14 protein-coding genes and 1 pseudogene are annotated in these 13,477 nt (G+C 64.5%); 11 read left to right on the top strand and 4 right to left on the bottom strand.

Annotated elements, in window-relative coordinates; all coding sequences use genetic code 11:
* Nucleotides 1–87: 87 nt before the first annotated feature.
* Complete coding sequence (locus tag R2770_11795; GenBank protein ID MEZ5281142.1) at nt 88–567, bottom strand: CarD family transcriptional regulator; 480 nt, start codon at nt 565–567, stop codon at nt 88–90.
* A gap of 122 nt (nt 568–689) precedes the next feature.
* Between R2770_11795 and R2770_11790 the strand changes: the two genes are divergently transcribed.
* The 9 genes and pseudogenes from R2770_11790 to dnaB all read left to right on the top strand — a co-directional run bounded on the left by R2770_11790 (nt 690) and on the right by dnaB (nt 8,546).
* The gene (locus R2770_11790) at nt 690–2,018 is read left to right on the top strand and encodes a CCA tRNA nucleotidyltransferase (GenBank protein MEZ5281141.1); all 1,329 of its coding nucleotides are present in this window, start codon (nt 690–692) and stop codon (nt 2,016–2,018) included.
* Nucleotides 2,019–2,072: 54 nt separating this feature from the next.
* Nucleotides 2,073–2,462: a DUF5318 family protein gene (locus R2770_11785; protein MEZ5281140.1), complete on the top strand. Its 390-nt coding sequence runs from the start codon at nt 2,073–2,075 to the stop codon at nt 2,460–2,462.
* A gap of 4 nt (nt 2,463–2,466) precedes the next feature.
* Nucleotides 2,467–4,569, top strand: coding sequence for a transglycosylase domain-containing protein (locus tag R2770_11780; protein MEZ5281139.1), 2,103 nt, complete (start codon nt 2,467–2,469; stop codon nt 4,567–4,569).
* Nucleotides 4,566–5,153, top strand: a complete 588-nt coding sequence (locus R2770_11775; protein ID MEZ5281138.1) for a DUF192 domain-containing protein — start codon at nt 4,566–4,568, stop codon at nt 5,151–5,153. The genes R2770_11780 and R2770_11775 overlap by 4 nt, the downstream gene beginning before the upstream one ends.
* A gap of 163 nt (nt 5,154–5,316) precedes the next feature.
* Nucleotides 5,317–5,640 carry a 30S ribosomal protein S6 gene (rpsF, locus tag R2770_11770; GenBank protein MEZ5281137.1) on the top strand — a complete coding sequence of 108 codons (324 nt, stop codon included), beginning with the start codon at nt 5,317–5,319 and terminating at the stop codon, nt 5,638–5,640.
* A gap of 17 nt (nt 5,641–5,657) precedes the next feature.
* A complete protein-coding gene (ssb, locus tag R2770_11765) occupies nt 5,658–6,149 on the top strand; it encodes a single-stranded DNA-binding protein (GenBank protein MEZ5281136.1) in 492 nt (163 codons plus the stop codon).
* Nucleotides 6,150–6,407, top strand: a pseudogene (rpsR, locus tag R2770_11760) (30S ribosomal protein S18).
* A 131-nt stretch (nt 6,408–6,538) separates the two neighbouring features.
* Nucleotides 6,539–6,988 (top strand): 50S ribosomal protein L9, encoded by a 450-nt coding sequence (gene rplI, locus R2770_11755; GenBank protein MEZ5281135.1) that lies wholly within the window; start codon nt 6,539–6,541, stop codon nt 6,986–6,988.
* 199 nt (nt 6,989–7,187) lie between these two features.
* Nucleotides 7,188–8,546: a replicative DNA helicase gene (dnaB, locus tag R2770_11750; protein ID MEZ5281134.1), complete on the top strand. Its 1,359-nt coding sequence runs from the start codon at nt 7,188–7,190 to the stop codon at nt 8,544–8,546.
* Between the two features lie 21 nt (nt 8,547–8,567).
* Here dnaB and R2770_11745 read toward each other — a convergent pair whose 3' ends face one another.
* Complete coding sequence (locus tag R2770_11745; protein ID MEZ5281133.1) at nt 8,568–8,864, bottom strand: hypothetical protein; 297 nt, start codon at nt 8,862–8,864, stop codon at nt 8,568–8,570.
* A gap of 107 nt (nt 8,865–8,971) precedes the next feature.
* Here R2770_11745 and R2770_11740 point away from each other — a divergent pair, with 107 nt between their 5' ends.
* Both R2770_11740 and R2770_11735 read left to right on the top strand, forming a co-directional pair.
* Complete coding sequence (locus R2770_11740) at nt 8,972–9,175, top strand: hypothetical protein (GenBank protein MEZ5281132.1); 204 nt, start codon at nt 8,972–8,974, stop codon at nt 9,173–9,175.
* A 174-nt stretch (nt 9,176–9,349) separates the two neighbouring features.
* Nucleotides 9,350–11,491 carry a GGDEF and EAL domain-containing protein gene (locus R2770_11735; GenBank protein ID MEZ5281131.1) on the top strand — a complete coding sequence of 714 codons (2,142 nt, stop codon included), beginning with the start codon at nt 9,350–9,352 and terminating at the stop codon, nt 11,489–11,491.
* Between the two features lie 24 nt (nt 11,492–11,515).
* On the opposite strand, the gene R2770_11730 is transcribed toward R2770_11735, so the two are convergent.
* A complete protein-coding gene (locus tag R2770_11730; GenBank protein ID MEZ5281130.1) occupies nt 11,516–12,241 on the bottom strand; it encodes a hypothetical protein in 726 nt (241 codons plus the stop codon).
* A 45-nt stretch (nt 12,242–12,286) separates the two neighbouring features.
* Nucleotides 12,287–13,450, bottom strand: a complete 1,164-nt coding sequence (locus R2770_11725) for a serine hydrolase domain-containing protein (protein ID MEZ5281129.1) — start codon at nt 13,448–13,450, stop codon at nt 12,287–12,289.
* Nucleotides 13,451–13,477: the final 27 nt, after the last annotated feature.

The following is a 13,477-nucleotide window of genomic DNA, read 5'->3' as shown; positions in this document are numbered from 1 at the left end:
GCTCGAGCCATCATCCGAACCGGTCGGGAAGGGTCCAATCACGCACGCCAGGGTAGTACCGCTGCTTCGGCCGGTCGGTTCAGAACCTCACGTGAGGCGAGCGCTGACGGCCTCCATGGCCTCGTCTTCGGTGACATCCATCGAGATGGACAGCTCCGACACCAGGATCTGGCGCGACTTCTCGAGCATGGTCTTCTCGCCTGCCGAGAGCCCCTTGGATGCTTCGCGCAGCGCGAGGTTCCTGACGACCTCGGCGACCTGGTAGATGTCGCCGGACTTGAGCTTCTCCTGGTGGTTCTTGAACCGCCGACTCCAGTTGGCCGGTTCGCGAATGTCCTTCTTCGACAACAGCTCGAAGAGGTCCTCGACGTCGTCTTCGTCGATTGGAGGACGCATGCCCACCTCGTCGACCTTGTCGACGGGAACCGACAGGCTCAGGTCGCCGTGTGCCGTCTTGAGATTCAGGTATTCACGGGTCTCGCCGAACGCCTCGCGGACGTCGCGGCTGATGATGACCGCTGCACCGTGGTGGGGGTAGATGACGTTGTCACCGACCTCGAAACCCATGGACAATCCTCACTCGTACGCCGACGTATGGGCCCGTTTGGGCCGACGCCGAACTGAATTGGCGTTCTAGCTTGCCAGAAACCGACACCATTCCACCAGTGTCAGTCTTACTCTGGCCTGCAATGTCAGACCCAGCGCCCGGCGCAGACGCACCCCAGCCCACGACCAGGCTCGACCAGACCGCTGTTTCGCGGGTGCTCGAGATGGCCAGGCCCGTCGCCGAGCGACTGACCGACGCGGGCCACCGCGCCTACGTGGTTGGTGGGCTGGTACGAGATCTGCACCTGGGGGGTCAGCCACCCCACGACATCGACATCACCACCGATGCTCAGCCGGCCGACATCAAGGCCGCCGTGGCACCCATCGCCGACGACGTTTGGAGTCAGGGCGAGCGTTTCGGAACCATCGGTTGCCGACTCGATGGAATCGACTTCGAGATCACCACCCATCGATCGGAGGCTTACGACCCATCGTCTCGCAAACCCGCCGTGACCTTCTCGACGGCCATCAGCAGCGATCTGTCCAGGCGTGACTTCACGGTCAACGCCATGGCGATCGACGTGGTGACGGGTCTATTGGTCGATCCCTTCAATGGCGCAGCCGACCTAGAACGGCGGGTGCTGCGCACTCCCGTCGACGCCAGAATCTCCTTCTCAGACGATCCGCTGAGGGTGCTGAGAGCGGCGCGCTTCATGGCTCGGCTTGGTTTGGTGCCCGATCCGGGGCTCGAAACCGCGGCCACCGATCTGGCCCATCGTCTGTCGATCGTGTCGTCCGAGAGGGTCCGCGACGAGTTCGAGAAACTACTGGCAGCCGAGCGCCCTGGTGTAGGCATCGGGTTCCTGGCCAGGGTGGGGGCGCTCGACCGGTTGTTCGAGGGGGTGGACCACGAGGGTCTCGATGTAGCTGTCCTGGCCGACTCGATCGATGCAGTGCCCGCAGCATTCGGAGCAGACCGCGTCCTCGCCCGCCGGTGTGTGTTCTTCGGTCGAGGCGTGGGCTTCGGCGACGCCGAAGCCATAGTCGAGTGCCTGAGGCGCTTGCGTTACTCACGCTCTGATCAGCGTCGAACTGCATCGCTTGGACTGGCCACGGCGATCTGGGTAAGCGCGTCTCGGCCTCGGGATGCGGAGGCGCGCAGGGTTGTTGCACAAGCCGGCGACGACTGGCCCAGTGCTGCCGCTTGCGTGGCTGCTGTGGCCGATGATCAAAGCGCCAAGTCGCTCGTCGACGCCGTCGAACGCCTCGCCCGCCGCGAAGATCTGACGCGGCTGGGACCAGAGCTCTCCGGTGCCCAGGTCATGAAGCTCCTGGGACTGCCTGGTGGTCCCGAGGTGGGCGCGGTCCTGGACGAGTTGCGCAGGTGGAGGCTCGACGAGGGCGAACACGAGGTCGCCGAACTCGAGCGACGGGTCCTGGCCTGGTTCGAAGCTGCCGAAACCGATCTGTGAGGCATGCAGGCGGGCGGCCTGGCGTTCGGGGCGCAGGCCGCTACCCTGCTCGCCGTGGTCTTCCACCCCGGCATCGCAGCTACCGACGCCGCCTCGGGCACCGGCGACGTCGACTATCGATTGCAAAGACGCGCCTTGCTGGCGGACCTCGAGGCCGGCCGCATCGCGCGCCACGAGGTCTGCGACGCACATCCAGAGCTGGTTCGTGTAGCCCGCAACTGTGAGACCCCCGACGGTGGCGCCTGCCCGGTTTGCGACTTCGATGGTCTCGCCTGGATCCACTACGTGTTCGGCCCCAGGCTGCCCGCCAGCGGCAAGCTCGCCCTCACCGATACCGAGCTGGATAGATACCGCCAACGGTCTGGCGATTTCGCTGCGTATCGGGTCGAGGTCTGCGCATCCTGCGGCTGGCACCACCTGCTGCGTCGGATCGTGCTCGGATAGCCCGATGGCCAAGAGCAAGCTGGGCGCGCCGCGTTCTGGCCGCGGCGGGTCGGCGATGGCCAGGCGTGTACGACGGCTCTTCTACTACGGCCTTTTGGTCTTCATCGCCGCCGTCGCCGGCTTCGTCCACATCCTCGGGCGCATCGAGCTGCCCGACGCGTCGGCCGTTTCGGATCAGACCACGATCGTGGTCGATCGCGACGGCGAGGAGATCGCCCGTTTCCACGGCGAGCAGAACCGGGTGCCCCTCACCATCGAGGAGATCTCGCCGATCTTGGTCGACGCTGTCATCTCTGCCGAGGACAGGGGGTTTCTCGACCATCCGGGGGTCGACCCGGTTGCAATTGCCAGAGCCCTGTGGGCCGACATCCGCAGCTCGGGTTCGCTGCAGGGCGGTTCGACCATCACCCAGCAGTACGTCAAGAACGCCTTCTTGTCGCCCGAGCGCACATTGATCCGCAAGCTCAAGGAGGCGGCACTTGCCATCAAACTCGAGCGCGAAACCGACAAGTACGAGATCCTCGAGGGCTACCTCAACACGATCTATTTCGGGCGCGGTGCCTATGGCGTCGGTGCTGCCGCCCGTGTGTGGTTCGGGGTAAACGCCTCAGAGCTGAACATCGCGCAGGCCAGCTACCTCGCAGGCCTGATCCGAGGTCCCGAGGCGGCCGACATCAGCCGGGAGAGCCAGGTCGACGAGGCGTACCGCCGCCGCAGCACCGTGCTCGACGCGATGTTGGAGGAGGGCTACATCACCGCGGCCGAGCGAGTGCAGGCCGAGGACACCCCGATCGAGTCGTACACGCTCGAGAGGCGACCCAATTCGTCGGTCGAACTGTCGCCCAAGGCCGATGCAGCTGGCGCTGGCTACGTGGTCGAGATGATCAGGCGCGAGTTGACCGATCGACACGGCTCAGCCGCCCTGTTTCAGGGTGGCTTGAGGGTGACTGCGACCATCGACCTCGACCTGCAAGCCCAAGCCTTCGAGGCCGCGACCGCCGTGCTCGACTCTGCAGATGAGCCGACGGCTGCGGTGGTGGTGTTGGACGACACCGGCGCCATACGCGCCCTCGTTGGCGGTCGCGACTTTGAGACCTCGCAGGTCAACCTCGCGCTAGGCGTCGACGGTGGCGGCGGCGGCAGACAACCGGGATCGTCGTTCAAGCCCATCGTTCTGGCCAGGGCACTCGAGGCCGGCATCTCTGCGCGTTCGCAGTTCGACTCTCCTTCGGTGCTCGAGTTCCCGGGCCTCGACAATGGCCAGCCATGGGTCGTGCACAACTATGCCGATGCCTCACACGGTGTGATCGACCTGTTCAGGGCTACCGCCGTGTCGTCCAATACGGCATACGCCCAGCTGATGCTCGAGGTAGGGCCCAGTCCCGTCGCAGAGCTGGCCCACCAGATGGGCATCCAGGCAGACCTCGATCCTGTGCATTCGTTGGTGCTCGGGACACAGGAGGTGTCGGTGCTCGACATGGCCACCGCATATTCGACGTTTGCCTCGCGAGGCGAGCGCCACGACCCCGAGATCCTGCTGGAGGTCGTCGATTCCGAGGGAGTCACCATCAGCAGGTTCGAAACCACCGGGCACCGGGTGATGTCGCGCCAGACCGCCGACATCGTCGTGGAGGTGTTGCAGGGGGTCGTCGCCGCCGGAACAGGCGCCAGGGCACAGATCGAGGGGGTGCCCACAGCTGGCAAGACCGGTACCACGCAGGACTATCGCGACGCCTGGTTCGTCGGTTTCTCGCCGCGGTTCACCACTGCGGTGTGGGTCGGTTTCCCCGACTCGAACCGTTCGATGACCGGGGTCGCCGGATCCGATCCGATCACTGGAGGATCGTGGCCCGCCGAGATCTGGCGCCAGGTGATGGTGGATGCGCATCGCGACGTCGAGCCCGGCTCGTTCGTGGCCCCCGAGGGCTATCCGGGCGAGGTCATCAGCCCCTCGACCACAACCACTTCGACCAGCACCACCGTCACCAGCACCACCGTGGCAACCGATGTCACGTCCGGCACCGAACAGGACCCGACCACCACCGTGCCCGACTCGACGCCCGTCGATGTATCGACCACGGTCACGACCGCACAGGAGCAGGGATGAGTGCGCTTCGGTGGACAATGCCGACGCTGTTGGCTGTGGTCTCGCTCGTGTCGGCCTGTACAGGCAGCGACTCCGCCGACTCGGCACGCGCCACCACCGCCGAAACTGCGACCAGCGTCGTCGCGTCCACAGCGGCCCCGCAGACCACGGTCGTCGAGTCGGCTCCCGCCGCCATCGTCGATCCTCTGGTGCCCTTCGATGGCTTCGGATGGGGGACCGTTCGGGTTGCTGCCCAGGCCGAGCTCTTGGATGTCCTGGTGGCCTCAACATCAGACCAGCGCAGGCAGGGCCTCATGTTCGTCGATGACATGCAGGGCTGGGACGGAATGTGGTTCGTGTTCGACCAACCGACCGACGGCGGCTTCTGGATGAAGAACACCGTGATGCCACTGTCCATCGCCTGGGTTTCGCCCGATGGGGTCGTGGTCGCCACGGCCGACATGGAGCCCTGTCCAGCCGAGCCCTGCCCGATCTACCGCGCCGACGCGCTCTATTCGGCGGCCCTCGAAGTGCCCAAGGGCAACCTCGCAGGCCTGGGCGTGGAGGTCGGGACTCAGCTCGATCTCGTCAGCCGTTCTGGCTGACGCGCAGCGTGCTCGGGCTGGCTGTCCCACCCCGTTTGCATACTGGGGGTGGGAGTTGGGAACGATGTGCTCTACGCTGATGCGCTGACAACTCATCAACCCCTGCTCCGCTACTAGACGGGGCCCCGGCCGCCGGTCGGGTCCGAAGGAGGTGTGTGCCATCGTGCGCGCATACGAACTAATGGTCATCCACGACGGCGATCTCGACGATGTCGCAGTGCAAGACGCGCTGAAGGACGTTCGCGCCAAGGTCGAAGCCGCTGGCGAGATCAAGAACGTCGACTTCTGGGGTCGGCGCAAGTTCGCCTACGAGATCAACCACAAGACCGAGGGCTACTACTCGGTCATAGAGGTGCTCGCCGAGGGCGGTGCCCTCGATGAGGTCGAGCGCAACCTCCGTCTCGCGGACGACGTCGTCCGCCACAAGCTGATCCGCCTTCCCGATTCCGAGGCAGAACGCCGCGGTCTGATTGGGCAGGCTGACTGAGTCAGGAGGCTCGAACCATGGCGAGCGATAATTCCGTGACCCTCGTGGGCAATCTCACCAGAGATCCCGAACTTCGATACACCCAGTCCGGGCAGGCCCGGGCGACCCTCGGCATTGCCGTCAACCGGCGCTGGCAGAACCGCCAGACCGGTGCTTGGGACGAACAGGTCAGCTTCTTCAACGTCGTTTGTTGGAGAGAGATGGCCGAGAACGTCGGCGAGACCCTGTCTCGGGGCATGAGGGTGATGGTCACCGGGCGCCTCGAGCAGAGGTCCTGGGACACACCCGAGGGCGAAAAGCGATCGGTGGTCGAAGTGGTCGCCGACGAGATCGGACCGAGCCTTCGTTGGGCTGCGGCCGAGGTCAAGAGAAACGAACGAGGCACCGACCAGCAGGGCGGTGGCAGTTATCAGGGCGGCGGTGGATACCAGGGCGGCGGCCGTCAGCAGTCGTCCCCCGCGTATCAGGCACCTTCCGCCGACTACTACCCAGAAGAGGAGCCGTTCTAGATGGCTGTGAAGAAGAAGGGCCGGGTCAAGGGCAAGGACCCGAAGAAGCTCAAGCCCCGCAAGAAGAAGATCAGCCCGATCGTCAAAGAGGGCATCGACTACATCGACTACAAGGACGTCACGCTTCTTCGGGCCTTCATGTCCGATCGTGCCAAGATCCGCGCCCGCCGCGTCACCGGAAACGATGTCCAGCAGCAGCGCGAGGTAGCCCGGGCCGTCAAGAACGCACGCGAGATGGCGCTGCTGCCATACGCATCGCGGGTTGTGACGCAGCGCAAGGGTGACAAGCGTCGCCGCTCCGATCGCGACGATCGCGACGACCGTGACGACGTCAACGACGACGACGACATCGTCGACGACGAGGAAGACGTGACCGAGGAGGACAGCGAGTGAACGTCATCTTGCGTACCGACGTCAGTGGCCTCGGCAAAACCGGCGACATGATCGACGTGGCCGACGGCTACGCCCGGAACTTCCTGATCCCCTCGGGCAAGGCCATGATGGCTTCGCAAGGAGCTGTCGCCCAGGCTGCCGCCATGCGCCGGTCGCGGGATCAGCGCGACGAGCGCGATCGCAGTGCCGCCGAAGACATCGCGCGCCAGCTGGTGGGTCAGACCGTGCCGGTATCGGCCAAGGCCGGATCTGGCGGCCAGCTTTATGGCTCGGTCACAACCTCCGATGTCGCCGAGGCTGTCAAGGCGGCGACCGGGCTCGAGCTCGACCGCCGCGACTTGTCCATCGACGGTTCGATCCGCACGGTGGGTGGTCACGAGGTTCAGGCCAAGCTTCACGCCGACGTCCAGTTTGTCATCAACATCGACGTCGTCGCCGCCGACTGATTCGGCTCGTCAGACCCACAGTTCAAGGGGCTCGAGGGCCGGCGCCGTCTCGCTCGGTGTCGGCCCTCACCCTTTGGTGGAGCCCGTTTCCCACACTTTGTCCACAGGGGAAACCCTTTATTCCCCATGGTCTGGTGACCTTTAACCACAGGTTTTGGGTCTAGCCGACCACAGGCCGCGCGAGGGAGGATCGTCAGTGATGATCGACGACGCAGCACCAAGGAGCCCTATCTCCGATTCGGTACGTCGCGCCCCGCACAATCTCGAGGCCGAGAGGTCCTTGTTGGGCGCGATGCTGCTGTCGCGCGATGCGATCGGCCCGGCGGTTGAAGCCCTCGACGCGGGCGACTTCTATCTGCCCGCTCACCAGCACATCTTCGACGCGATCGCCAGCTTGTACAGCTCGGGGCACCCGGCCGATCCGGTCACGGTCGCCGAGGAACTCGAGCGTTCGGGTCTGCTCGAGGCCGCAGGTGGCCTGCAGACACTGGTCGATCTCGAATCGACGACACCCGCCACCTCCAACGCTGCCCGCTACGCAACCATCATCGAGGAACGGGCGCTCCTGCGTCGTCTGATTGCGGCCGCGGGCGAGATCATCGAAGTCGGCTATTCGTTGCCAGACGACGTGACCAAGGCCATCGACGAGGCCGAGGCCAAGATGTTCCAGGTGGCGCAACGGCGCGTCACCGACACGACCAGACCCATTCGCGACCTGCTTTCAGACAACCTCGATCGACTCGAGGACCTGTACGAGCGTGGTGATGCCATCACGGGCATACCCACCGGCTATCACGATCTCGACGAGGTTCTGTCGGGTCTGCAGCCCAGCGCGTTGATAGTGGTGGGTGCCCGCCCAGCCATGGGCAAGACCGCGTTTTCACTGGGGCTCACAACCCACGCTGCGATGGTCGCCCAAAAGCCGGTGTTGTTCTTCTCCCTCGAGATGGGCCACCTCGAGCTGACCCAGCGCATTCTGTCCTCGCAGGCCAAGGTCGATTCATCGAGACTGCGCAACGGCAATCTCAGCGACGACGACTGGCCCAAGATCAGCCGAGCGGTGGGGCAGCTGGCGGAGGCGCCGATCTGGATCGACGACAACCCGAACCTGTCGGTGATGGAGATACGGGCCAAGGCACGACGCCTGAAGAGTCGATTGGGTGATCTAGGCCTGGTTGTCGTCGACTATCTGCAGCTGATGCAGGGATCGAGTCGAGCCGAGAGCCGCCAGGTCGAGATCTCGGAGATATCGCGAGGTCTCAAGATCCTGGCCCGCGAGCTCGAAACCCCCGTCGTCGCTCTTTCTCAGCTGTCGAGAACCCTCGAGTCTCGAGCAGACAAGCGCCCGATGCTTGCGGATCTTCGCGAGTCTGGTGCCATCGAGCAGGACGCAGACGTCGTCATGTTCTTGTACCGCGACGAGATGTACAACCCCGAGTCATCAGACATCGGCACTGCCGAGATCATCATCGCCAAGCACCGCAGCGGCCCGACAGCCACCGTCCGCTTGGCCTTCCTGGGCCACTTCACCAGGTTCGCGAACATGGCCAAGGCCTGACCGCCGCACTGCTACGACACCTCACACCAGGTCGCCACCAGCAGCGAAGAACACCACCACCAACAGCACCAGAGCAGCCACCCCGCCGATGATGCCGAACCATCCGATGAGGCGGCCGGCCAAGGTTCCGATGCCCACGGCCAGGGCCAGCTGAGGAATAGGTCCGGTGTTGCGGTCTGTCTCCTGGGCCGCCACGCGTGTCACCAGTGCGACCAGCAGCGCTACGGCTATGACCAGCATGGTGAAAACCAACGAACTGAGCAGGCCAATCGCAATACCAATCGCGGCCGCGGTCGCCACTCGAGGGATCTGCTTCACGCCAACAGAGTGCCACGCCCAGGGCCGATGGCATCGCCGGGGCCTTTCCCCGGCGATAGCGTTGGCGCAGGTCATAGGCCAAGCTCTGCAACCGGGAGAGACTCAACGTGTACGACGACATTCTTCCATTGACCGTTCTGGCCCTCGGTGCGGCGATGTTGATCGGCAACGTGTTGGCCATCGTTCGGCCTCCCGACGAGCCGTTTCGTGATGGCGATCTGGCCCGCGCCCCACTCGGGCGGAGCCTCGTCATGGGCGCCGTAGGGCTGGTTGCGGCCATCTGGGGCCTCGCATCGCTCATCGGAGGGTGAATCTTTCGTCTATCTGTACCGGAAGCCGAGACGCGAAAGTCGTCTCGTGATAACTTGGAAGAAGTCGCTCGCAGCCGGGCGGCTTTCTTCGTTTTGAATCTCACCCGAACGATTCTGTCGATTGGTCGGGTCGGAGGGCTCCAATCGCCAGATGTTGCTGCCGATGGAGCGCCTATGCGGGCGAAGGTTCACCACGACTACTTCGACGAGTACGCCCGTCGCCGGGTCAACCATCGGGTTCTCCTGAGAGCGGTCGGGCTGTTCGGGCTGGCGGCGGTTTGTGCCCTGGTGCCCGAGGTTGGGCCGAATCGGTTCGTGTTGGCTCCGATATTGCTTGCCATGACTGTGGTTCCGGTGGCGATCTCCACGCTGCTGCCGCCCCATCTGGTCATGAAGGCCCAGCCGAGCTTCGACGTCTTTGCCACTGTGGCGCTGATCTGGCTGGCTCCCGATGTTTGGACTGCGGGCCTGGTGATCATCGTGGGATCCCCGGCAGCATCTGCGGTGTTCTTGGGCCGTCGGGGCTATGTGTTGCTCGAGGCGTTGGGCCTCACCGGACTGGCCATCGGTGGCGTCATCGTCGGTGCCGAGGGTTTGCTCGTGCCCATTGCGGCCGCCGCAGTGCTGGTGCCTTTGGTAGGCAGCTACGTCGACGTATTCCTCGCCAACGATCACGGCGCGGCCGCAAGACTGGCCGACATCGCCGCTTCGGCAGACGTGATCTTGTGGGAGGCCGATCCACAAACTGGAAGGCTGCTATCGGTGAGCGGCCGTACCGACGACATCTTGGGTTACTCACGGGGTGAGGTGCCGCCCGACATGGCCCAGTTGGTACACCCGGACGACTTGGAGTCTCTCAGCCGAGCTCCCCGCGACGACGCGGGCTGGACTGAGGGCCGTTGCCGGTTGCGACGCGCCAACGGTTCGTGGGCCGCGTTCCAACTGTCCTTTCGGATCATCGGGAAGGGTTCGGCCGCGTTGGCCAGGGGAGTGGCCGTCGACGTGACCGAGCTGGTGACCCTGGCCGAGACCGACGAGCTGACCGGTCTGGCCAACCGCGCTGTGCTCAACCGGGTGCTCGAGGAACATCTCGATGAGGGCGACGAGACCGTCCTGATGATGATGGACCTCGATCGCTTCAAAGAGGTGAACGACACTCTCGGCCACCACAGCGGCGACGTGTTCTTGCGTGAGATCGCCTGTCGGCTGGCCGGTGAGACCGACGATCGCAGCCTTGTCGCTCGAATCGGGGGCGACGAGTTCGCATTCGCAGTGTGGGGCCCTGGCGCTGTCGAGCGTTCGGTGGACCTTGCCAGACGAGCCGCTGCTGCGTGCGAGAGGCCGGTGACCCTCGACGGGCTCGAGTTCGCGGGCTCGTCTTCGATCGGAATCGCTGCCGCACCAGAACACGCCGCGCTGGCCAACGAGCTGATGCGCCTGGCGGACCTGGCCATGTACTCGGCCAAGCGGGCCGGTCAGGCATATCGGGTATACTCGCGCGACCACCGGGCCACAACGATCGATCGCTTGTCGCTCAGCGCCGACATAGCGGGTGCTCTCGAACGCGACGAGCTGAGGTTGTGGTTCCAGCCCAAGATCGACCTGGCCACTTCCGAACTGGTCGGCGCAGAGGGCCTGTTGCGCTGGCATCACCCCCAAAGGGGAGTTCTCGAGCCTCGCGACTTCTTGGACGTCGTCGAGATATCTCGCCACTTCACCGCCCTGACGGTCGAACTGGTCGAACAGGCCGCCCGCATGTTGGCGCGCACCGAGGCCAGCGGCATCCACGCGTCGGTGAACGTCTCGATGAAGAACCTGTCAGACAGGGCCTTCGGTCACCAGGTCATAGACCGGCTGCTTACCAACGGCGTTGATCCCAGCCGCCTGATCCTCGAGATGACCGAGCGCGAGATCACAACCGACAGGGCAGACGTGGTGGCCGCCCTAGCCGAGCTGAGACAAGCCGGAGTCGGCTTGTCTATCGATGACTTCGGAACCGGGCATTCATCGCTATTGCGTCTTCATGAGCTGCCGGTGACGGAGGTGAAGATAGACAGGCGCTTCGTGAGCGAGCTGAGGCCCACCGGTGAGTCCGCCATCATCGTCAGAGGCATCGTCGAACTCGGCAAACGACTGGGCCACTGCATCGTTGCCGAAGGCGTCGAAGACTTGGCCCAGTTGGGTCTGCTGCGCGAGCTCGGTTGTGATCTTGGTCAGGGGTACCTGTGGTCGAAGGCAGTCGAGGTCGACGAGTTCGTGGCCACTGCCATGTCGAATCTGACGCCCGTACTCGACGCGGCTGACGTCACCGGCTGAGCCAGACCGGGCCTTGCCGTCGGGTCAGGCCAGCGCAGCCGCGATGGCGTCGACGCCTTGGACGAACGCCGCCTTCTGGTCGTCGTCGAGCACCTCGAAGAAGCGGGTGACGATGGCGTCGGTGCGGTGTTCGGCAGCATCGAGAGCGGCGCGCGCCTCATCGGTCACCTCGGGAGGCTCTGCGTAACCGAACGTCGACACGTCGCCGGGGCGCTTGATGGCATGTGCCACGTCGGTGGTCAGACCCTCGGCCACCACCGCAACCAGGTGGGCACTTCCGCGAAGCTCACGCAGCAGCACGACGCAGCGATATGCCCTGGCTGCGATGTCGTCTGGCATCGGCTCCGCCGCGATGGCGGCAAACAGGGTCAGTCCGGACGCATCTGTCGAGGTGATCACCTTCTCGGCGGCAGCCACGAAGGCATCGAGGCCCTCGACCCCTGCCAGTTTCGAGCGTCCGAAATCGTCGGCGCATGCGAGATGTACACCAGCCGCCTCTCGCGGGGCGACCTTCTCTTTGGCCGAGTTCCACATGTTCGCAACCAAACCGGCGTTGAAGTAGCCGAATGCAGAAACGACTACAGCTGGCTCGACATCACCCAACACACCACCGCGGCCGAGGAAATAGAATCGGAAGCCGTCGAGGCCGATCTCCTTGCCTTTTGCCAGGGTGTCGGGGTGGAAGTAGTAGCCGGAGCCGGCTGAGTTGATCAGCGGCGAGGTGTGCTTGACGAGATCGAGCGTGTCCATCGACGCAGTCTGGCGGCACTGGCAACGCGGCACAAATCTGCGGGTTCAGCCGGTGCCGAGGGCTGATGCCAGCGTGTTCACGAGACGTCTGACGCGAACGTTCTGCCAGCGTTTGCCAGGTCGATTCGTGAGGTAGCCGAACGCAACATCAGCACCGGGGTCGGCGAAACCCAGTGAGCCGCCATATCCGAAGTGACCGAAGGCCGAGTCGGTGAGTCCGATCGGCCGGTCGTCCATGTGCAGCTGAAATCCAAGCCCGAAACGTATGGGACGTTCGAGTATCACATCGGTGCCCGCCGAGGCCTCGGTGCGGGCTTCTGCCAGCAATTCGGTAGGAAGCGGGCACCTGTGGGCGCCCGGCAGCAAGGTGCTGTAGAACCGGGCCAAACCGCGGGCCGTTGTGTGGCCGTTGGTAGAAGGCACGCAGCACATCCGCCATTCCTGGCTGTTCAATACGCCGACCCCGGAGATGTTCGGCGGGTTGGCGTACGCGTGCCTGAGCAGCACCGAACGTTCGTCTGATACCGGATAGGCCGAATCGAGGTCGATCGGCAGCGATGCGTGAGCGACGTCGACGTCGGCTACGCGTGGCAATTCCGAGACACCCAAGCCGCAGTGCATGTCGAGTTCGAAAGCGTCGGACAGGCGCCGAACAGCCGTGCTGAAATCCAGCCCGGTGAGCCTGCGCACCGGCTCGCCTATCAAGAAGCCGAACGTATTCGTGTGATAGCCGGGAGCTGTTCCGGGTGGCCACCACGGAGGTGTCGACGCCAGAGCCGCCGTCATCGTGTCCCATCTGTACAGATCTGGCACGTGCAGAACAGGGCCCACTGCCGCCAGCCCGGCGGTGTGGCACAAGGCCTGTCGAAGGGTGATGGTCTCCTTGCCGTGTGCTGCGAACTCGGGCCAGCAAGAGGCGATCGGATCATCGAGGCCCATCAGGCCCTCGGCGACGACCCGAAGGGCCAGAACTGCGGCCACCGGCTTCATCGTGGAATAGGCGTTCACCAGGGTGTCGGGTGTCCACGCGGTGTCGCGGCTGTCGCTCGTCCAGCCCGACACAAGGTCGGCGACCTTGCGCCCACCCACGTAGACGGTCAAGGCTGCGCCCAGGTCGCCCGGATCGTCGCCCTCGGCGCGAAGGTTGTCGACCATGGCGTCGCGAAGCTCGTCGAAGGCCGGATCTGCGAACCCCGACACGAATCCCATACCCTCACCTCCGAAGACGTGGAGGGA

This window comes from Acidimicrobiales bacterium, assembly GCA_041394185.1.
Lineage (GTDB): Bacteria > Actinomycetota > Acidimicrobiia > Acidimicrobiales > Poriferisodalaceae > JAAETH01.
The sequence above is the reverse complement of the archived record's forward strand: the minus strand, read 5'-3'. Positions and strand labels throughout refer to the sequence as shown.

Excerpts from the sequence above, each read along its gene's own strand:
- R2770_11790 (MEZ5281141.1), top strand. The coding sequence starts at position 690 with ATGTCAGACCCAGCGCCCGGCGCAGACGCACCCCAGCCCACGACCAGG.
- R2770_11795 (MEZ5281142.1), bottom strand. The coding sequence starts at position 567 with ATGGGTTTCGAGGTCGGTGACAACGTCATCTACCCCCACCACGGTGCA.
- dnaB (MEZ5281134.1), top strand. The coding sequence starts at position 7,188 with ATGATCGACGACGCAGCACCAAGGAGCCCTATCTCCGATTCGGTACGT.
- R2770_11735 (MEZ5281131.1), top strand. The coding sequence starts at position 9,350 with ATGCGGGCGAAGGTTCACCACGACTACTTCGACGAGTACGCCCGTCGC.
- R2770_11780 (MEZ5281139.1), top strand. The coding sequence starts at position 2,467 with ATGGCCAAGAGCAAGCTGGGCGCGCCGCGTTCTGGCCGCGGCGGGTCG.
- R2770_11730 (MEZ5281130.1), bottom strand. The coding sequence starts at position 12,241 with ATGGACACGCTCGATCTCGTCAAGCACACCTCGCCGCTGATCAACTCA.
- R2770_11725 (MEZ5281129.1), bottom strand. The coding sequence starts at position 13,450 with ATGGGATTCGTGTCGGGGTTCGCAGATCCGGCCTTCGACGAGCTTCGC.
- R2770_11775 (MEZ5281138.1), top strand. The coding sequence starts at position 4,566 with ATGAGTGCGCTTCGGTGGACAATGCCGACGCTGTTGGCTGTGGTCTCG.
- ssb (MEZ5281136.1), top strand. The coding sequence starts at position 5,658 with ATGGCGAGCGATAATTCCGTGACCCTCGTGGGCAATCTCACCAGAGAT.